Below are 18,564 nucleotides of genomic sequence, written 5' to 3'. Positions count from 1 at the left end.
GCGGTCGAGGAAGTAAAAAGACGATTGAGAATTATATTCGTAATCAAGGTCGTCATAATGATGTCAAGCAGTTGAAACTTTTTGAATTGTGAAAAATAAAATAATAACGCCCTGCGCTCTTGGCGCAGGGTTCTTTACAAACAAATTGGAATATCAGTTATCAACCAATGTGCTTTTAAAGTTATCCTTTTCAGCGATTTATGTTTTTAACATTTATTATGTCTTGACTTTTGAAAACTCTGATGTATATTTGTCCTTTGAAACAAAAAACATACTGCCATGTTTGAAATGTCAAAAATGATTCTCCAGCGTGTAAGTTTCGACAAGAAACTTTTCAAGAAAGAACTTCTCAAAGCGCTGAAGTGGCTCCAGCCAAAGGAAAAAACTTTGCTCTATGTTTGGTGCTTAGCTAACTTTGGGATGTACAGAGATGTAATTCTTGAGGTGTTTCGCCACACTGTTACTAAGGCGTAGGAGCCCACCTCCAACTCCTCCCCAAGGGAGGAGAGAAGAATCCCATTACCTTTTTTGCAAGACAAGTTTGTTCAGAGGAAAAGGCTATGTATTTGAAGTCCTCTCCTTGGGAGAGGATTTAGGAGAGGCTGTCAGGAAATCTAAATTCCTTTTTATTCCTTTGAACTTTGGGCGATGAAGAGGCGAATCAGCAAAAATTTTGTTAAACGTTTCTTCAGAAATTTCTTCCCAATCCTTTTTTGTGAAGTTGAGAATTTCAGGCTTGGGTTTGAAGTGCGGTTCCTTGTGTGGTGTAGAGAATGAATTCCACGGACAAACATCCTGGCAGATGTCGCAGCCAAACATCCAGTCGTTGAACTTTTCTTTCATTTCGTTCGGAATATTTTCTTTCAGTTCAATGGTGAAATAGGAAATGCATTTGCTTCCATCCACCACATAAGGTTCGGAGATGGCGTCAGTGGGACAAGCGTCAATGCATTTGGTGCAGGTTCCGCAGTAGTCTGGAATTTCTCCATCGTATTCTAAATCCAAATCCACAATGAGTTCAGCGATGAAAAAAAAGGAGCCGTTGTTTTTCGTGATGAGGTTTGAATTTTTTCCAATCCAGCCGAGTCCGGATTTTTTTGCCCACACTTTATCCATCACAGGGGCGGAATCCACAAATGCTTTTGCGTTCACCCCGTTAAATTCGGTTTCACCGAAAGATTTCACGGGGTGAACATCGCCAATATTTTTCCTGATGAATTCAATCAGCTGAAATAGTTTTTCTTTGATGACGAAGTGATAATCTTTTCCGTAGGCGTATTTGGAAATTTTTGCCTCACCCGCCTCACCCCTCGGTCCCCTCTCCTTAAGGAGAGGGGAAGGGAAGTAATTCAGCAGAAGAGAAATAACTGATTTAGCCCCCGGCACGAGCACACGCGGATCAAGGCGCATGTCAAAATGATTTTCCATGTAACTCATCTTGCCTTGCTTTTCTTTTTTAAGCCATTTTTCCAAGCGTGGAGCTTCTTCTTCTAAAAAATCTGCTTTTGAAATTCCGCAGAAGTCAAAGCCGAGGCGTTTGGATTCTTGCTTGATGAGAGAAGTATTTCGTGAAAAGTTCAAGGACTAAAATAAATTTCCTGTCTTTGCATTCGGAGTTTTTCCGAGATGCTTGTAGGCAAGTTCGGTTGCTTCGCGCCCGCGGGGAGTGCGTTTGAGATAACCTTCCTGAATTAAAAACGGCTCGTACACTTCTTCAATGGTGCCGGATTCTTCTCCAACGGCAGTGGCAATCGTAGTAATTCCAACAGGGCCGCCCTGAAATTTTTCAATGATGGTGCTGAGAATTTTATTATCCATTTCATCGAGCCCGTACTTGTCCACATTGAGCGCGTTGAGTGCGTAATCGGCAATCTTGAGATCAATTTTTCCATCGCCTTTTATTTGTGCGAAGTCGCGCACGCGCCTGAGCAATGCGTTTGCAATTCTCGGTGTGCCGCGGCTTCTGCGGGAAATTTCTTCTGACGCTTTATCATCAATGCCGATGTTGAGAAGATTTGCCGAGCGCAGAATTATTTTTTTGATGAGCGCTGAATCGTAATAATCCAAACGCAGATTAATGCTGAAGCGTGAGCGAAGCGGTGAGGTGAGTAAGCCCGCGCGAGTTGTTGCTCCAACTAATGTGAATGGATTTAATTTTATCTGAACGCTTCTTGCGTTGGGTCCGCTGTCGAGCATAATATCAATGCGGTAATCCTCCATAGCGGAATACAAATATTCTTCCACCGTTGTGTTGAGGCGGTGAATTTCGTCTATGAATAAAACATCGTTGGGTTCCAAGTTGGTGAGGAGTCCTGCAAGGTCGCCCGGTTTTTCGAGCACTGGACCAGAAGTGACGCGCACCTGAACTCCCAGTTCATTTGCAATTATATATGACAAAGTTGTTTTTCCTAATCCTGGAGGACCATGAAGCAAAACATGGTCAAGCGATTCGCTTCGTTGTTTTGCCGCTTTGACAAATATTTTCAGGTTCTCAACTACTTTTTCCTGTCCTGTAAAATCATCAAACCCCGCTGGGCGAAGTGTCTTTTCAATTTCCTTTTCTACTGCGGAAAGATTTTCGTCAGATGGATTTAAATTCGGATTCATCGGAAACAAAGGTACATATTGAATTAAAACAAATCCTAACTAACATCGTTATGTGAATAAGTCAGATGTTTCTGCTTGATTCAAAGAATGGTTCAAAGTAATTTTGGAAGAATAACTAATAAGGTATCAATATGCTTAATTCAATCCTCCTCCAAATAGTAACTGCTCCAACAGATTCAGCAAGTGCTGCTGTAAACACAGTTGTGAACGCAATGCCTGCTCTCACTCAGCCGAAAGAAGACACTCTTTCACTTTTTGAACTGCTGATGAAAGGCGGGCCGATGATGATCCCCATCGCGATTCTTTTTCTGCTTTCGATTTATATTTTCATAGAACGCTTTCTGGCTGTTTCGCGTACTCCAAAAGCAGATTCAAATTTCATCAACAACATCAAAGACATGCTCGCAAGCGGAAACGTAGACGCGGCAAAAACTTTGTGCATGCACACCAAAGGCCCACAGGCGGCAATGGTGGCAAAAGGAATTTATCGCATTGGCAAACCCATTAAAGAAATTGATGAGGCGATGCAAGGTGTAGGACAGCAGGAGCTTTACCGAATGGAAAAAAACACTTCCATTCTCAGTATTGTCGGAAAAGTTGCGCCCATGATCGGATTCATCGGAACCATTATAGGAGTAATTTATATTTTTTATGAAATCTCTTTATCGAAAACAGTGGAGATAGATGTAATCTCGAAAGGACTTTATCAAAAGATGGTGAGCAGCGGCTCTGGACTGACGGTCGGAATCTTAGCTTTCATATTTTATTACATCATTCAGATGATGGTGGATAAACGCGTGAATACAATGGAAAAAACTTCGGCAGAGTTTCTCGACATTTTACAGGAACCGAATAAATAATAGTTGTCATTCCGAACGGAGTGAGGAATCTCACAATGTTGAGCAGAAAGCAAAAAAGAGATTTCTCGCTTCGCTCGAAATGACAGAAAGAATAATCAAAATGAAAATAAGAAGGAGACACAGAGAAGGAACGGAGGTGAGCACGGACTCGCTCAACGACATCATGTTTTTCCTTCTGATATTTTTTCTCATCGTGTCAACGCTCGCGAATCCCAGCGTGATAAAAATAAACCTTCCGAACTCAAAAGCCAATCAAACGATTGAAACGAAACCCATCGCGCTGGTGGTGACAAAAGATTTGCAATACTATTTGAACAACAAGCAAGTGGATGTGATGAATCTTGAAAGCGAACTGGTTGCGGCTATCAGCCTGATGAAAGAACCTACCGTAATTCTGAAAGTGGATAACGGACTCACCGTTCAGGATTTGGTGAACGTAATGCAGATAGGAGCGAAACTGAAAGTGAAAATGGTTCTCGGAACAAAACCGCCTAACGCTGGCTGATATGGAAATCCGGATGTTCATACATCTATAATTCATGGAAGCAACATTTGACAGAAATAACAGATTGATTGCGATGGGAATCACCACCCTCTTCGCAATACTTTTATTTTTGATTTTTCTTTTCATAAAATTCATCACACCCATTCCTCCGTTTGATTTAAGTCCGATGGGTGGACTCGAAGTAAATTATGGTTTGGATGAATCGGGAATGGGAGATAATAATTCCATGCAGCCAGTTTCACAAGACCAGAAAAAAGATAATGCAAGCCAGACGGAAAACAATTCTTCTTCCGAAATGCTTTCAAGTGATGAAGCAAGTAATGTGGTGGCTCCTGTTGTGAAAAATAAAAAACTGGATGTAAAAGAAACCCCTCCGCAACCTGACCAGAATTTGTTGAACGCGCTGAATAAAGTTCATAGCAACACAGGTTCGAACACAGGAGACGGAAACACCAATACTCCCGGCAATCAAGGTGATCCGAACGGCTCGCTCAATTCAAATGTGTACAGTGAATTTAAAGGCCCCGGAGCAGGTGGAAAATTAAAAGGATTCGGAAGAAAAATGATTGGCGATGTCGCCATCTATGACGATTCTCAGGAAACAGGAATAGTTGCCGTAGAAATTCTTGTGGACAAATACGGAAAGATTATAAAAGCAGAATCAGTTTTGATTGGTTCCACAACCACCAGTTCTCTCCTATGGAAAAAAGCGAAAGATGGTTTGCTGAATAAAGTTCTCTTCAATCAAAGTCCGACAGGCGAGGAGGCGAGAGGAACGATCTACATTAATTTTACAGTGAGATAAGAGCCCATCCCCAACCCTTCCCCAAGGGAAGGGAGAAAAATAATACTTAAAAATATTTTTTGGTTTGCTCTCTCCCCTTCGGGGAGAGGTGGAGTGGGGCTTCTTACTTCTTCAAATCCTTCACATTCAGCTGCAAATACGTTTTTCCATCCCATTGCTGTTCGTTGATGTGATAGCAGACGTTGAAGGAATTTTTTTTCGCCACAAATTCATACTGCTCCCCTAATCCAAATCCAATCGCGGGAAATTTTATCGTTTCTCCTTTTTGTATCAAATCCATTTTCAAATGGTTTGAGCCGACAATGTTCGCATAACCTTTATCTGAAACATTTTCAGTTAAAAAAATCGGATTCATATTCACGGGACCGAATGGAGCGAATTGTTTTATGATGTTGAAGAAAGAAGGAGTGATGTCGCTAAAATTTAACTTTGAGTCAATTTCTATTTCAGGAATAAGCATTTCATCGGTAATTGTAGAAGAGACGACTTCTTCAAATTTTTTCTTGAACGCTTCTACATTTTCAGGTTTTAGTGTGAGCCCTGCTGCAAATTTATGACCGCCAAATTGTTCCAGTAAGTCGCTGCAAGCACTGAGCGCTTCGTACAAATCATAATCTTTCACCGAGCGCGCAGAGCCCGAAACAATTCCGTTTGACTGTGTGAGCATAACTGTCGGGCGATAATATGTTTCCGTCAATCGTGAAGCAACAATTCCAATCACGCCCTTGTGCCAGTTCGGATCAAACAGTACAGTAGATTTTCTCTGCTTAAGCGTAGGACTTTCGGAAATCATCGCCAGCGCCTGCTGCGTAGTGTAAATGTCAAGATCTCTGCGGTCAGAATTATTTTTGTTCAGATAATTTCCTGATTCAATTGCAATTTCTGCAGATGGAGCAATTAAAAGCTCAACCGCTTTTTTTCCACTCTCCATTCTTCCGGCAGCATTTATCCGCGGACCAATTACAAAAACAATATCCGTAATTGTAAGTTCCTTTTTCATGTTCGTCAGTTCAAGCATGGCTCGAATACCTTCGCGGGGAGAACTATTCAGACGTTTCAATCCGTAGTAAGCAAGAATTCTGTTTTCCCCGGTGATGGGAACAATGTCTGCCGAAATGCTGATGACAACCAAATCCAAATACGATTCAAGATTTTCAATTGCAATATTATTTTTCTGGGCGAATGCCTGCACAAGTTTAAAGCCAATCCCGCAGCCGGAAAGTTCTTTGTAAGGATAATTGCAGTCTTTTCTTTTCGGGTCTAGAACGGCAACTGCGTTTGGAATTGTTTCTCCAGGCAAGTGATGGTCGCAAATAATAAAATCAATTCCCTTTTCATTCGCATAAGCAACTTTATCAACTGCTTTTATCCCGCAGTCAAGAGCGATGATGAGTGAAAAATTATTTTCCTTTGCGAAATCAATTCCTGCTGTGGAAATTCCATATCCTTCTTTATACCTGTCGGGAATATAATAGTCAAGATTGTTGTAAAGAGTTTTCAGGAAAGAATAAACCAGTGCAACAGAAGTTGTTCCATCTACATCATAGTCTCCGTAAATCAGAATTTTTTCTTCCGATGAAATTGCTTTTTCAATTCTGGCAATTGCTTTGTCCATGCCCTTCATCAAAAATGGATTGTGCAAATGCTCTAATTGCGGACGGAAAAATAATTTTGCTTCGTCATACGTAGTAACCTCTCTCTGATAAAGAAGATTAGCAACGACAGGGCTTACCTTCACCTCTTTTACAAGGCGCTCGGCAATTTCTGCAGGGACAGATTCTTTTATTTTCCATCGTTTGATCACGGTGCAAATGTAAAAAAGAAAAAATGTAATACTAAAATGGAAGCTGGTGAGGAAATCTTTCCAAATGCAGGTCTTTTATCTGGTCAAAAAGGGCTTGCTTGAGTTCGCTCATATTTTCTTTTGTATGTGCGGATATGAAAACGCTCGGCTCAAACATTTTCGCTATCCAGCTATTCTTTAATTCTTCCAGCGTAATTTCTTTTTTAGGGATTTCATTTTCACCGTCCCAAAGAAATTGTTCTTCGCTTTGAAGAATTCTTTGAACATTGTTGTGGTTTTGCCGTTGTGCGTCAATCTTATTGAAAACAGTGAAAGTCAGTTTATCGCCAACCCCAATTTCCATAAGCGTTTTTTTTACTTCACGAATCTGGTCTTCAAATTTTGGGTGAGAAATATCCACTACGTGAATAAGCACATCCGCTTCGCGCACTTCATCCAAAGTTGATTTAAAACTTTCCACAAGTTGATGAGGAAGTTTTCGAATGAAACCTACCGTATCTGAAAGAAGAAACGGAACTCTGTCAATTACTACTTTTCTAACGGTGGTATCCAGCGTAGCGAATAATTTATTTTCTGCAAACACTTCAGATTTTGCAAGTAGATTCATCAAAGTGGATTTTCCCACATTCGTATAGCCAACCAGCGCCACACGAATCATCTCTCCGCGGTTTCTCCGCTGCGTTGTCATCTGCCTGTCAATGTCCACGAGCTTTTCTTTGAGCACATGAATTTTTTTCCGAACGATTCGTCTATCTGTTTCAATTTCTTTTTCTCCCGCTCCTCCTCGTGTTCCTGTTCCTCCGCGCTGACGTTCAAGGTGTGTCCACATCCCCATCAGGCGCGGATAGATGTATTCAAGATGAGCAAGTTCCACCTGTGTTTTCGCGTAAGAAGTTTTCGCGCGCTGTGCAAAGATTTCAAGAATCAACCCCGTGCGGTCAATCACTTTCTTTTCAAAAAGTGTTTCCAAATTTCTTTGTTGTGAAGGAGAAATTTCATCGTCAAAGATCACCATATCAATATTATTTTGCTGAACATATAATTTCACTTCTTCCGCTTTTCCTTTGCCGATGAAAGTAGAGGAATCGGGTTTGCCCAGATTTTGTGTAAATCTTTTTATGGGAGCAATTCCGGCTGTGTGTGCAAGAAAAGCAAGCTCGTCAAGATATTCTGTAATAGTAATCTCGTTCTGCTGACGGTTGATAATGCCAATCAGGATTGCTCTTCTTTGATTCATTTAGCTTTCAGCGTTTGAACATAATCTGCAACCACGCTGATTTTTTTCATTCGTAATGCGCATTATACTCCCGGCATCCATCCTCTGGCAACAGCTGACCATGGCCAGGGAATTGCATAAAAGATAACAAGGAGTGCGAGCAGAAAAAAAATAGCAGCGCGTTTGTATTTTGCTTCATCGGTTTTTCCTTTTTTGGAAAGGGAATAGCCTACAGTGATGAGGGCAATGGCTATTACCATCAAGGCAATATGTTCAACTGACCAGAAACGGAGTTCAGTATTTTTCATCGCTTCTCCCATGTTGACAAACGCAGCTTTCACTTTTGTGCTCATGAAATAAACACCAAGACCAACAAGTAATTGGAGGTGTGCAAAAATGAGCGTGAACAAATTCAGTTTGCGCGTTCTTTCCGTGAATTGTTTTTTGCCAAACCATCCGCTGAAAGATTTCACAATGGCAACCAAAATCAAGATGAGAAGAATGTAGCGGAGTAGCGAGTGTACGTGAAGAAGTCCTGTTAACATAAGATAATTGTTTTGGGGGTTTATGTTCAAAGTTATTAAATATCGGAAAGTCGCCTCACACAATTATTATATTTGCCTTGCTATGTCTTTCGAAAATATTTTCAATAGATTTTCATGGGAAGAAGTGCAGGAAAACATTTACACCAAAACTTCTTCAGATGTTGAAATTGTGTTGAACAAAAATGGAAAACGCACGCTGGAAGATTTCAAAGCGCTGATTTCTCCGGCTGCTTCCGTGTATCTTGAAGAAATGGCAACTCTCAGCCACCGAATTACGCAAAAGCGTTTCGGAAAAACTTTGCAGATGTATGTTCCTCTATATATTTCCAACGAATGCCAGAATATCTGCACATACTGCGGTTTCAGTTTTGATAATAAAATTTTACGCAAGACTTTGAGCGATGAGGAAATTCTGAAAGAAGTTTCTGTCATCAAAACGATGGGTTACGACCATGTCCTTCTTGTGACCGGTGAAGCAAATAAAACTGTCGGTGTTTCTTATCTCGCGAATGCAATTAATCTCATTCGCCCTTTCTTTTCAAATATTTCCATTGAAGTTCAGCCGCTGGAGCAGGATGAATATGAATATCTCAGTTTGCGTGGACTTCATTCCGTTTTTGTTTATCAGGAAACCTATCACAGAGAAAACTATTCGCTTCATCATACCAAAGGAAAGAAATCCAACTTTTCCTATAGATTGGAAACTCCGGAACGTTTAGGTAGGGCTGGAGTACATAAAATGGGATTGGGAATTTTAATCGGACTGGAAGACTGGCGCGCGGATTCTTTTTTCTGCGCTATGCATTTGGATTATCTGGAAAAAAAATTCTGGCAGACGAAATACTCTATTTCATTTCCACGACTTCGACCGCATTCTAACGAACATCCCTCTCCCTTGGGAGAGGGAATGAGGGAGAGGGCAATGAACGACAAAGAACTCGCACAATTAATTTGCGCTTACAGAATTTTTGACGAAGAAGTAGAACTTTCTCTTTCCACTCGCGAAAGCCCGAAGTTCAGAGATAATATCATTAGGCTTGGTATTACGTCTATCAGCGCGGGCTCAAAAACAAATCCCGGGGGATATGCTGTGGAAAAGGAATCGCTGGAGCAGTTTGAAATTCACGATGACAGAACTCCGCAGGAAATTTCTACAATGATTCGCAAACAAGGTTATGAAGCAGTGTGGAAAGACTGGGACAGAACCTATCATGCAGAAAAAATATGAGTGAATATCAAATTCCGATTTTACTTTATCATCGAATTGTAAATGAGAAATCACAAATCGGAAAGCATAAAATTTATGTATGGGAGAAAAGCTTTCGGGAGCAAATGAAATTTCTGAAGGAGAATGGATATGAAACAATTACATTCAATGAGATAGAAAAGGAGTCTTCGGCTAAGAAAATCATTTTAACATTTGATGATGGCTACGAAGATAACTACGCAATTCTTTTTCCCATCCTGAAAGAATTCGGATTTACCTCTGTGATTTATCTCGTAACAAAGCAAACACGAAACGAATGGGCTATCAAAGAAGGCGAGCCGGAATTAAAGATGATGACAAAAGAAATGATCCGAGAGATGAGCGATTACGGAATTGAATTTGGCGGACATACCCGCACACATGCTGACTTGAAGAAAACCCCTAAGGAAAAATTTACAGATGAAATTGCGGGATGTAAAAAAGATATTGAAGAAGTTGTCGGAAAACCAACATTGAGTTTTGCTTATCCGTTTGGCGCTCATAAAGAAGAAACATTACAAGCAGTTCGTGATGCCGGATATAAATATGGAATTACAACTATTTTCGGACCAGCAAAATGGCAAGATGATTTGATGCGAATAAGAAGAATTGAAGTAAGACCAAAAGATGGGTTGTCGCGTTTCAAATTTAAAGCAAGCGGATATTATTTTCAGAAGTCATATTTGCAAAATATTTTTTCATGAAGGTATCAGGATTTACATTCGTGCGCAATGCGGTGAAGTTTGACTATCCTGTAGTAGAAGGAATAAAATCTATTCTGCCGATTTGCGATGAAGTAGTAGTGGCTGTTGGAAATTCAGAAGATGATACGCTCGGTTTGATTAAATCCATCGGCACTCCTAAAATAAAAATCATTGAAACCATTTGGGATAATTCGCAGCGTGAAGGCGGAAGAGTATATGCTATAGAAACAGAAAAAGCATTGCGCGCTTGCAATCCAGAAAGTGATTGGCGTTTCTATATGCAGGCGGATGAAGTTTTTCACGAAAATGATTTACCCCTTATCCATAAAGCGATGCTCAAATGGAAAGAAGATAAACAGGTTGATGGTTTGGTTTTTGACCACATCAATTTTTATTGCACCTATAAGTATTATGCGGATGCACGGCATTGGCAGAAAAAGGAAATTCGTGTGATACGAAACAACCATCAAATACGCAGTTATGGAGATGCCGCTAGTTTCAGAATGGCAAATGGAAGAAAGTTGCATTGCAAATATGTGCCGGCTATGATTTATCATTACGGTTGGGTGCGCGAACCCTACAGCATGCAGCAAAAAAAAATTGAACAAAACTCCTTTCATGCAGAAACGATTGATAAGAATATTTTGCCTGGCGCTGTTTCTTTTGATTATTCCGGAGTTGCAACAGTATCGCTGTTCAGCGGAACACACCCTCAAGAAATGCATGAAAGAATGAAAAGATGCACATGGGATTTGGATATAAATAAAATAAAACGTAATGACAGCATTCGCAGAAGAATCTTAGATTTTATTTATAAAAAAACAGGATGGAACATTGGCGGGCATAAAAATTATAAACTTATATCATAGGTGCAGAGAAAAAAGATAGAACTGTTGCAGAGAGAATTTGGATTTACAATACTGTATAATCGGATAGGAGAAATCGAATCATTCACTCCAACGGTATTTTCAATTCATTAAATTTTTCTTTTACCCGCTTGAATTCTTCCAATGGATTTTTCGATTTCCAGATACTGGAGTAAAACGCAATACCCGAAAATCCAAGTGTCTTTGCTTTTTCAACAGTATCTACAGAAACTCCTCCTCGCGCAATCACATTATATTTTGTTTGTCTGAGCGCAGTCTGCAAGTCATGTTCGGAAAAACCCGCCTGAAAATTTCCTGACAAACTATCGAACACAGGAGAGAGAAAAACATAATCATATTTCGGATTGTGGTCAAGAATATCTTCAATGCTTCTGAAACTTGTCGAAAGAATTAATTTCCTTTTTTTGAATTTGAACCATTGCATTCGTAACCATGTTCTGTATTTTCTTTTTTTATGCGAGCGTGAAATATAAATTCCTTTCAGGTTGAATTTTATAACGAGCTCGTGGTGTGTATGAATGACAATGCGCTCATGATATTTTTCGGGAATTTCAGCTATGAAATTTTTTAATTCACGCGTAGAAAATTTTGTTTTACGCAAATGATAAATAGGCAAGCCCTGCTCAAACATATTCAGCAGATACGCAAGCTCAGAGTCTTTCCGTTCGGAAGGAGAAATTAATATAAGTTTCATTTAATTGCTTCTGCTATTTTTTTTACAAGTGTAATATCCTTTTCAATTGCATTGCCAACCACTACCACATCAGCTCCTGCGTTACAAATCACTTTTGCTTTTTTGGCAGTGTCAATTCCTCCGCCAGCAATTAATGGAACAGAAATATTTTTCTTCACGTTTTGAATCATTGTTTTGCTCAGTGGTCTTTTAGAACCGCTCCCTGCTTCGAGAAAAATAAGCTTCAGTCCCAGCAGTTCACCTGCAATGGCAGTGCTTGCTGCCAGTTCGTTGTTAGAATATTTTATCGGGGATGTCCGGCTGATTTTTTGAGCAGTGTATTTTTTCCCTCCGCTGATGAGAACATACCCTGTTGGAATGATTTCCAGCTTTGATTTTTTAAGTTGGCGTGAAGCGCGAATATGCTCTCCTATAAGGTAATCAGGATTTCTTCCCGAGATAAGCGAAAGCAATAAAATGGCATCAGCTTTTTCTGAAATCTGCTCTCTTCCTCCTGGAAAAATTACAAGAGGAATTTTCGTGAGCTTGCTTACCGAATTTATACACGCATGAAATTTCTCTTTCTTTAACCCGCTTCCTCCGATAAAAATAAAATCAACTTTTGATTTGTTTGCTTCATGAATTACTTCAGAATTATATTTATCGGGGTCAATCAACACAGCGAAAAGTTTTTTCTTTTCCCTTTTAGCTTTAACAATTATATCGTAAATGCTTTTCTTCACTTGTTGCAGTCATTGGTTCGGATAACGAATGGTTGTGAATGGTGCCTTGCTCCATGGCGCGTATTAGCGCCATCTGCGAATAACAGCCAATCCCTATTCGTAAATTCGTAGTAATTCGTTATCTGAACACGCAAAAATACTAAACCTCTTTTATGATGTAAGCCATCATATATTCCTGCCCTTCAGCGGAAATTTTTTCGTAATTCAATTCAAATTTCTTTTTCATGGAGTCGTGAAAAATTTCTGTCCTGACAACTCCTTTTTCTGAATACTCAAACGGTTCGACCAGAAGATTTTCTTTGAATGTCAATTTCTTCTTTCCGTAATATTTGTAGAGTGATTCTTTCACGCACCAGTACAGTGTAAATTTTTCAGCGGTGTTCGCATGTCCGGCCTCGCTCAATTCCTTCTTGCTCATAAACTTCTCTTTTATCTTCAAAACATTCGGCTTGATAAGCTCAATGTCAATTCCTGTTTCCTTATCGTCAATAATTACTGCAAGAAGGTTATGGGAATGGGAAAGAGAAATATGATTATTGGAGTTTTTCAAAAACGGCTTGTTGTGCTTGTCATAAACTATTCGCGTGTTCTTTTCCCCGCTTAATTGCTCGGTAAGAATTCTGGCGACAAGCCATTCTTTTTTTCGGTGTGTATATGAAAATGAATTCAACTGATATAAATCTTTTGCAGAAAATGTTTTCATCTTCAGCAACTCATCCACGGGTTCCGTGATATGCCACAGCCCGAGCTTTCCTTTCTTACCCGCTTCCTTTATATATGATAAACCCACCTTGCAAAACTCATAAAAATCAAGAAAAAGCATCACTTTTTTTCGTCTAAATTTGGGATTAAGTCATTATGCCAATTAAGAAATATTATTACTTTCGGCAACCAACCAAAAAAGAAATTTATATGGCAACAACTACAGCAGTAAAATCACCAAAAGCAAAATCAAACGGAAGCAGCAAAGTGGAAAACGAGATCCACAAGTTCATGGCTAAAGTCAGCGCAAAAGATCCTAACCAGCCCGAGTTTTTACAGGCGGTGATGGAAGTTGCCGAAGCCGTGATTCCATACACCATGGAACACACAAAATATGCCGATGCAAAAATTTTGGAGCGCATTGCAGAACCCGAGCGCCTTATTCAGTTCCGTGTGCCTTGGTTGAATGACAAAGGTCGTTTCCAGGTGAACCGCGGATTCCGTATTCAGATGAACAGTGCCATCGGTCCTTACAAAGGCGGATTGCGTTTCCATCCTTCGGTGAATCTTTCCATCTTAAAGTTTTTGGCATTCGAACAGGTTTTCAAAAATTCTCTCACCACACTTCCTATGGGAGGCGGTAAAGGAGGAAGTGATTTTGACCCCAAAGGAAAATCAGATAACGAAGTGATGAAGTTCACACAATCGTTCATGACTGAACTTTCAAAACACATTGGCGCTGACACGGACGTTCCCGCTGGCGACATCGGAGTGGGAGGGCGCGAGATCGGTTTCATGTTCGGACAATATAAAAGAGTAAGAAACGAATTCACCGGCATACTCACCGGAAAAGGATTAGAGTATGGCGGAAGTTTGATTCGCCCTGAAGCAACAGGTTACGGATGCGTGTATTTCGTTCAGGAAATGCTCGCTACCAAAGGAGATTCTTTCAAAGGAAAACGCGTAGTGGTTTCAGGCTCAGGAAACGTGGCGCAGTATTCCATTGAAAAAGTAAATCAACTCGGTGGAAAAGTAGTTACTGCTTCTGATTCTGAAGGATATATATATGACAAGAACGGAATCAACGCGGAGAAACTCGCCTTCATTATGAATTTGAAAAACGTGAAGCGCGGGCGCATAAAAGAATATGTGAAAGAATTCAAGTCAGCAGAGTTTCATGCAGGCAAAACTCCTTGGGGAGTCAAGTGCGATGTGGCGCTTCCATCCGCAACACAGAACGAACTCAACGGAACAGATGCAGAAATGCTGGTGAAGAACGGCTGCATGGCAGTGGGCGAAGGCGCAAACATGCCAAGCACACCCGAAGCAGTAACTGTTTTCCAGACTCATAAGGTTATGTTCGCGCCCGGCAAGGCATCCAATGCGGGCGGTGTGGCAACATCAGGATTGGAAATGAGCCAAAACTCTCTGCGTTTGTCATGGACACGCGAAGAAGTTGACCAGCGCTTGCACGGCATCATGAAAAGCATCCACGCCACTTGCGTGAAGTACGGCAAAGAAGGCGACCACGTGAACTACGTGAAAGGCGCCAACATTGGCGGCTTCGTAAAAGTTGCCGATGCAATGCTTGCGCAAGGAATGGTGTAATTGTCATTCTGAGCAAAGCGAAGAATCTAAATCCCTCAGTCCGTTTGGATTGGGGGATTTTTTATTTGGGCGTTTCCCCCGCACATAATTTATGTGCGGGGGATTTTCACTGCAATCGCTAACGCAAACAGCGTTTTTTATTTGCCCCGTAGGGGCAAACATATTAATAGCCCCCGATGAAATCGGGGGTAAAAAGAATCCCACACAACAACATTCCCTCCTCCTTGGGGGAGGGCTTCCCTCTTTGCTTTTGCAGAGCGGGATTTTTTTTTTTGGTCTAACGGGACTAATTCCTTATGCGAAACTCACGTTATTAATGTAATTCCGGGTGTACGACAAAAATCCGCTTTATAAAAATAAATCTTTCGTGGGCTTTCGTGTTTTAGTGTTTTTGTGGCAAAAAATCACTTGCCACTAAGACACAATGGCACTAAAAATCACAAAACGGAAATTTGTCGTACGCCCTGTAATTCCTATCTGTATTTTCGCTGAATACAAAAATCTTACCTTTGTAAAAAGATAATTTTAAAAAATATTTATAATGAAAAAACAAACTGCATTAAATACCATCAATGAATTTCCTAAAGAGTTTGATCTGGAGGAATTGCTTGAACGGCTTGTATTCATAGAGAAAGTGGAACATGGCATTGCGCAGGCGAAAAGCGGAAAAACCACCGAACACAACAAAGTAGTTGAAAGTTTCAGAAAAAAATGGTCAAGATAAGTTGGACACCGCTTGCACAGTACGACCTGAAGGAAATTGAAGCATACATTGCGCAGGATTCGCAGGCATACGCAATCATTACCGTTGAAAAAATATTTGACAGAACCTCCATTCTTGCAAAGCATCCGAAAAGCGGAAGAGTAGTTCCCGAATTTGAAAACGAAAATATCAGGGAATTGATAGAAGGCAATTACCGAATCGTTTACTTTATACTAAACAGCAAAGAAGTAATCATTTCCCGTGTTCATCACGCGGCACGATTACTGAAATGAAAACCTGCCTGCTTTTTCTTTTTGGATGCTTGTCCCCCTCTGGAGGGGGTTAGGGGGGAGGACTCAGATACAAACCAAAAAATTATCCCCCCTTTTTTCTTACATTTGGTTACTTTGCTGGAGACACTACTAAGAGAAGAATTAAGCAATTTTATTTCCAGATAAATATGAAATAATCTCTTCATCATCACAAGTTACTATTCCGCTTGCACGATTTTGACAGAAATAAGTTTGATATCCCGATGCTAACATTTCTTGCGCTATTTCTTTCGGTTCAGGATATTCATTATTATTATCCTTCTTAATATTTTTATGTTTTGGTAAAATGTAAGTGCACAACAGAAAATCAAAATCTTTAGCGATTGTCAACTTCAAAGTGTAATCATCATTTAAAAGAGTGCCATCCCCCCATTTAAAATCACTTGCTGGTTTTGTATATTCATGTTCTTTATTTCCTATGATTCCAATAATTTTATTCCAATAGTTTTCTTTTATATTTTGTTTGCTATTGGGATTTATCCATATTGCTACTGCTCCCCACGAGCAAACGAATTTTTTGTTTCACCTTTTTTATAAATGCCTTCAGCCAACGCCAAGTTGCCAACCTGTTCTTTCAAAATATTTTCTTGAGAAAAATCAATTTCTTTTTTGAATGGAACAACTAATCCCTGTCCCACTTTGTTGTTGTATGCACTTGATAAAACCATTGTATATGTACATAATCTTGATGAAGAACATCTGCCATAGCTGACAGGCAAGGGGATTGGTTTTGTTTTGTCAATATTTAAATTGTCATTCCTCCATTTTTTTCTACGTTTACCTTTTGCTTTCTCTCCTTTCATGCAATTCTTTTCATCCTCCCAAAACAGAGAGCCGATAATGATGACACCTCCTTTTATTTCTTCTTTTTTCATAGAATAAAGTAAAGTTCTATTATGGTGTAAATGTAATCATCTTAAGTTTTGTTTTAAGAAATTGATTAGGTTTGAAGAGTGAGTTTGCCGTTAAAACAATGTGCTTTTTTATTTCTTATCCTCCCTCTTTTTGTTTACGGACAACAGAGGAAGATTGATAGTTTACAAACTCTACTCAAAAAAGATAAAGAAGACACCAGTAAAGTAATTCACCTAAATAAATTATCCTCGGAATATAAAAGTATTGGCAGTTACGATACTGCTTTATACTATAGTAACATCGCTCTCCAACTTTCGCAAAAGATAAATTTTGATAAAGGTATTGCAAATGCTTATGGTGGAATGGGAACTGTCTATTATTATCAATCCGATTATCCCAAAACATTAGAGTATTGGTTGAAAGCATTAAAGATTGATGAATCTTTAAATAATAAAGAAGGCATTACCAAACGCCTCGGCAACATCGGACTTGTCTATTATGAACAATCCGATTACCCTAAGGCATTGGACTATTATTTCAAGGCATTGAAGATGAATGAAGAACTTGGAAGAAAAAAAGGAATTGCAACGGTACTCGGCAATATCGGAATTGTCTATATGGAACAAGAGAATTACTCCAAAGCATTGGATTATTATTTCAAAGCATTGAAGATGGATGAAGAACTTGTTCGTGAGGACTCCTATGGAGGAAATAAAATTGGAATGGCAGCAGACCTCGGGAACATCGGAATCGTCTATAATGCACAAAGGGATTACCCTAAGGCGCTGAACTATTATTTCAAGGCATTGAAAGTGAAAGAAGAACTCGGAAATAAAAATGAAATTGCAAAAACTCTCGGCAACATCGGAATTGTCTATAAAGAACAATCCGATTACCTCAAAGCATTGGAATACTTTTTCAAGGCATTGAAAATGGCAGAAGAACTTGGAGATAAAAACCTAATTGCAATCTGGCTTGGCAACATCGGCTCGCTTTATACTGAAACAAAAAAATACGCAGAAGCAGAAAAATATTTATTAAATGCATTGAAACTCGATAAAGAAATAGGAGCACAGAATATGGAAAGGCAAGATGAAGAATATCTCACCGAACTCTACTCCAAAACCAACCGCTACCAACTTGCACTCGAGCATTACAAAAAAGCAATGGCATTAAAAGATACTTTGTTCAGCGCAGAAAAAAACAAAGAAATCACCCGCAAAGAAATGAACTACGAGTTTGAAAAGAAAGAAGCCGCGGCAAAAGCAGAAGCAGATAAACAAGCTGCCGTGGCAGAGGCAGAGAGTAGGAGACAGAAGATTGTATTGTACTTTGTACTTTGTACTTTGTTCATTGTACTTGTCTTCGCTGTTTTCATCTTCCGCGCCCTGCGCATAACGCAAAAACAAAAACAACTAATCGAACAGCAAAAGAAAATTGTAGAAGAAAAACAAAACGAAATACTCGCCAGCATCCGCTATGCGAAACGCATTCAGGATGCAATTCTTCCAACGGAGAAGTATATTCATAAAACCCTTGAACGGCTGAGAGCGAAAAATGCCGAAATAAATGCAAAGTAAACAATACACAATATACAATAGACATTATTCCGAATAAGGGTTTATGTACTTGATTTTAGATATATTACGAATGAAAAAAATCTTTAACACAGAGAACACTGAGCAGACAGATTCTGTGTTATCTCCAAATTTTTTTTGAAGATTTTTATATACTATTTCACTATTTAAAACTTTTCTATTTTTGCCCTT

General features: G+C 39.6%; 21 protein-coding genes. 11 read left to right on the top strand and 10 right to left on the bottom strand.

Features of this window, described 5'->3' with window-relative positions:
* The first annotated feature begins 279 nt into the window (after positions 1-279).
* Positions 280-474, top strand: coding sequence for a hypothetical protein (locus tag HY841_04820; protein MBI4930065.1), 195 nt, complete (start codon positions 280-282; stop codon positions 472-474).
* 84 nt (positions 475-558) lie between these two features.
* Here HY841_04820 and queG read toward each other — a convergent pair whose 3' ends face one another.
* Together queG and ruvB are read right to left on the bottom strand one after the other, a co-directional pair.
* The gene (gene queG / locus HY841_04815; GenBank protein MBI4930064.1) at positions 559-1,581 is read right to left on the bottom strand and encodes a tRNA epoxyqueuosine(34) reductase QueG; all 1,023 of its coding nucleotides are present in this window, start codon (positions 1,579-1,581) and stop codon (positions 559-561) included.
* Positions 1,582-1,584: 3 nt separating this feature from the next.
* Positions 1,585-2,607 carry a Holliday junction branch migration DNA helicase RuvB gene (gene ruvB / locus HY841_04810; GenBank protein MBI4930063.1) on the bottom strand — a complete coding sequence of 341 codons (1,023 nt, stop codon included), beginning with the start codon at positions 2,605-2,607 and terminating at the stop codon, positions 1,585-1,587.
* 131 nt (positions 2,608-2,738) lie between these two features.
* Here ruvB and HY841_04805 point away from each other — a divergent pair, with 131 nt between their 5' ends.
* The 3 genes from HY841_04805 to HY841_04795 all read left to right on the top strand — a co-directional run bounded on the left by HY841_04805 (position 2,739) and on the right by HY841_04795 (position 4,777).
* Positions 2,739-3,467: a MotA/TolQ/ExbB proton channel family protein gene (locus tag HY841_04805; protein MBI4930062.1), complete on the top strand. Its 729-nt coding sequence runs from the start codon at positions 2,739-2,741 to the stop codon at positions 3,465-3,467.
* Positions 3,468-3,567: 100 nt separating this feature from the next.
* Entirely contained in the window at positions 3,568-3,972 is a 405-nt protein-coding gene (locus HY841_04800) for a biopolymer transporter ExbD (GenBank protein MBI4930061.1), read from the top strand.
* A 34-nt stretch (positions 3,973-4,006) separates the two neighbouring features.
* Positions 4,007-4,777, top strand: a complete 771-nt coding sequence (locus tag HY841_04795; protein MBI4930060.1) for a hypothetical protein — start codon at positions 4,007-4,009, stop codon at positions 4,775-4,777.
* 103 nt (positions 4,778-4,880) lie between these two features.
* Here HY841_04795 and recJ read toward each other — a convergent pair whose 3' ends face one another.
* The 3 genes from recJ to HY841_04780 all read right to left on the bottom strand — a co-directional run bounded on the left by recJ (position 4,881) and on the right by HY841_04780 (position 8,342).
* Positions 4,881-6,581 carry a single-stranded-DNA-specific exonuclease RecJ gene (gene recJ, locus HY841_04790; protein MBI4930059.1) on the bottom strand — a complete coding sequence of 567 codons (1,701 nt, stop codon included), beginning with the start codon at positions 6,579-6,581 and terminating at the stop codon, positions 4,881-4,883.
* A 31-nt stretch (positions 6,582-6,612) separates the two neighbouring features.
* Positions 6,613-7,818 carry a GTPase HflX gene (gene hflX, locus HY841_04785; GenBank protein ID MBI4930058.1) on the bottom strand — a complete coding sequence of 402 codons (1,206 nt, stop codon included), beginning with the start codon at positions 7,816-7,818 and terminating at the stop codon, positions 6,613-6,615.
* Positions 7,819-7,880: 62 nt separating this feature from the next.
* Entirely contained in the window at positions 7,881-8,342 is a 462-nt protein-coding gene (locus HY841_04780) for a cytochrome B (GenBank protein MBI4930057.1), read from the bottom strand.
* 82 nt (positions 8,343-8,424) lie between these two features.
* On the opposite strand from HY841_04780, the gene thiH reads away from it, so the two are divergent.
* From thiH to HY841_04765, 3 genes are read left to right on the top strand one after another with little or no spacing between them, the layout of a single operon-like run.
* A complete protein-coding gene (gene thiH / locus HY841_04775; protein ID MBI4930056.1) occupies positions 8,425-9,570 on the top strand; it encodes a 2-iminoacetate synthase ThiH in 1,146 nt (381 codons plus the stop codon).
* Positions 9,567-10,292 carry a polysaccharide deacetylase family protein gene (locus HY841_04770; GenBank protein ID MBI4930055.1) on the top strand — a complete coding sequence of 242 codons (726 nt, stop codon included), beginning with the start codon at positions 9,567-9,569 and terminating at the stop codon, positions 10,290-10,292. Before thiH ends, HY841_04770 begins: the two co-directional genes overlap by 4 nt.
* On the top strand, positions 10,289-11,161 hold the full coding sequence (locus HY841_04765) for a glycosyltransferase family 2 protein (GenBank protein ID MBI4930054.1): 873 nt from the start codon (positions 10,289-10,291) through the stop codon (positions 11,159-11,161). The genes HY841_04770 and HY841_04765 overlap by 4 nt, the downstream gene beginning before the upstream one ends.
* Before the next feature lie 82 nt (positions 11,162-11,243).
* On the opposite strand, the gene HY841_04760 is transcribed toward HY841_04765, so the two are convergent.
* From HY841_04760 to HY841_04750, 3 genes are all read right to left on the bottom strand, one after another.
* The gene (locus tag HY841_04760; GenBank protein MBI4930053.1) at positions 11,244-11,873 is read right to left on the bottom strand and encodes a thiamine phosphate synthase; all 630 of its coding nucleotides are present in this window, start codon (positions 11,871-11,873) and stop codon (positions 11,244-11,246) included.
* A complete protein-coding gene (locus HY841_04755) occupies positions 11,870-12,595 on the bottom strand; it encodes a geranylgeranylglyceryl/heptaprenylglyceryl phosphate synthase (protein MBI4930052.1) in 726 nt (241 codons plus the stop codon). Before HY841_04755 ends, HY841_04760 begins: the two co-directional genes overlap by 4 nt.
* Before the next feature lie 139 nt (positions 12,596-12,734).
* On the bottom strand, positions 12,735-13,421 hold the full coding sequence (locus HY841_04750; protein ID MBI4930051.1) for a 4'-phosphopantetheinyl transferase superfamily protein: 687 nt from the start codon (positions 13,419-13,421) through the stop codon (positions 12,735-12,737).
* An 86-nt stretch (positions 13,422-13,507) separates the two neighbouring features.
* Between HY841_04750 and gdhA the strand changes: the two genes are divergently transcribed.
* From gdhA to HY841_04735, 3 genes are all read left to right on the top strand, one after another.
* On the top strand, positions 13,508-14,905 hold the full coding sequence (gdhA, locus tag HY841_04745) for an NADP-specific glutamate dehydrogenase (GenBank protein ID MBI4930050.1): 1,398 nt from the start codon (positions 13,508-13,510) through the stop codon (positions 14,903-14,905).
* A 541-nt stretch (positions 14,906-15,446) separates the two neighbouring features.
* Positions 15,447-15,629: a hypothetical protein gene (locus tag HY841_04740; GenBank protein ID MBI4930049.1), complete on the top strand. Its 183-nt coding sequence runs from the start codon at positions 15,447-15,449 to the stop codon at positions 15,627-15,629.
* A complete protein-coding gene (locus tag HY841_04735) occupies positions 15,617-15,901 on the top strand; it encodes a type II toxin-antitoxin system RelE/ParE family toxin (protein MBI4930048.1) in 285 nt (94 codons plus the stop codon). The genes HY841_04740 and HY841_04735 overlap by 13 nt, the downstream gene beginning before the upstream one ends.
* 141 nt (positions 15,902-16,042) lie before the next feature.
* Here HY841_04735 and HY841_04730 read toward each other — a convergent pair whose 3' ends face one another.
* Positions 16,043-16,270 carry a hypothetical protein gene (locus HY841_04730; GenBank protein ID MBI4930047.1) on the bottom strand — a complete coding sequence of 76 codons (228 nt, stop codon included), beginning with the start codon at positions 16,268-16,270 and terminating at the stop codon, positions 16,043-16,045.
* 158 nt (positions 16,271-16,428) lie between these two features.
* On the bottom strand, positions 16,429-16,815 hold the full coding sequence (locus HY841_04725; GenBank protein MBI4930046.1) for a hypothetical protein: 387 nt from the start codon (positions 16,813-16,815) through the stop codon (positions 16,429-16,431).
* Positions 16,816-16,893: 78 nt separating this feature from the next.
* Between HY841_04725 and HY841_04720 the strand changes: the two genes are divergently transcribed.
* Positions 16,894-18,375, top strand: a complete 1,482-nt coding sequence (locus HY841_04720) for a tetratricopeptide repeat protein (GenBank protein ID MBI4930045.1) — start codon at positions 16,894-16,896, stop codon at positions 18,373-18,375.
* Positions 18,376-18,564 lie beyond the last annotated feature (189 nt).

This window comes from Bacteroidota bacterium, assembly GCA_016213405.1.
Classification (GTDB): Bacteria; Bacteroidota; Bacteroidia; order Palsa-948; family Palsa-948; genus Palsa-948.
This window is presented reverse-complemented; position numbering and strand designations above follow the sequence as displayed.

Coding starts and splice junctions, on each gene's coding strand:
- HY841_04820 (MBI4930065.1), top strand. CDS start 280: ATGTTTGAAATGTCAAAAATGATTCTCCAGCGTGTAAGTTTCGACAAG.
- ruvB (MBI4930063.1), bottom strand. CDS start 2,607: ATGAATCCGAATTTAAATCCATCTGACGAAAATCTTTCCGCAGTAGAA.
- HY841_04805 (MBI4930062.1), top strand. CDS start 2,739: ATGCTTAATTCAATCCTCCTCCAAATAGTAACTGCTCCAACAGATTCA.
- HY841_04800 (MBI4930061.1), top strand. CDS start 3,568: ATGAAAATAAGAAGGAGACACAGAGAAGGAACGGAGGTGAGCACGGAC.
- HY841_04795 (MBI4930060.1), top strand. CDS start 4,007: ATGGAAGCAACATTTGACAGAAATAACAGATTGATTGCGATGGGAATC.
- hflX (MBI4930058.1), bottom strand. CDS start 7,818: ATGAATCAAAGAAGAGCAATCCTGATTGGCATTATCAACCGTCAGCAG.
- HY841_04780 (MBI4930057.1), bottom strand. CDS start 8,342: ATGTTAACAGGACTTCTTCACGTACACTCGCTACTCCGCTACATTCTT.
- thiH (MBI4930056.1), top strand. CDS start 8,425: ATGTCTTTCGAAAATATTTTCAATAGATTTTCATGGGAAGAAGTGCAG.
- HY841_04770 (MBI4930055.1), top strand. CDS start 9,567: ATGAGTGAATATCAAATTCCGATTTTACTTTATCATCGAATTGTAAAT.
- HY841_04765 (MBI4930054.1), top strand. CDS start 10,289: ATGAAGGTATCAGGATTTACATTCGTGCGCAATGCGGTGAAGTTTGAC.
- HY841_04760 (MBI4930053.1), bottom strand. CDS start 11,873: ATGAAACTTATATTAATTTCTCCTTCCGAACGGAAAGACTCTGAGCTT.
- gdhA (MBI4930050.1), top strand. CDS start 13,508: ATGGCAACAACTACAGCAGTAAAATCACCAAAAGCAAAATCAAACGGA.
- HY841_04740 (MBI4930049.1), top strand. CDS start 15,447: ATGAAAAAACAAACTGCATTAAATACCATCAATGAATTTCCTAAAGAG.
- HY841_04735 (MBI4930048.1), top strand. CDS start 15,617: ATGGTCAAGATAAGTTGGACACCGCTTGCACAGTACGACCTGAAGGAA.
- HY841_04725 (MBI4930046.1), bottom strand. CDS start 16,815: ATGAAAAAAGAAGAAATAAAAGGAGGTGTCATCATTATCGGCTCTCTG.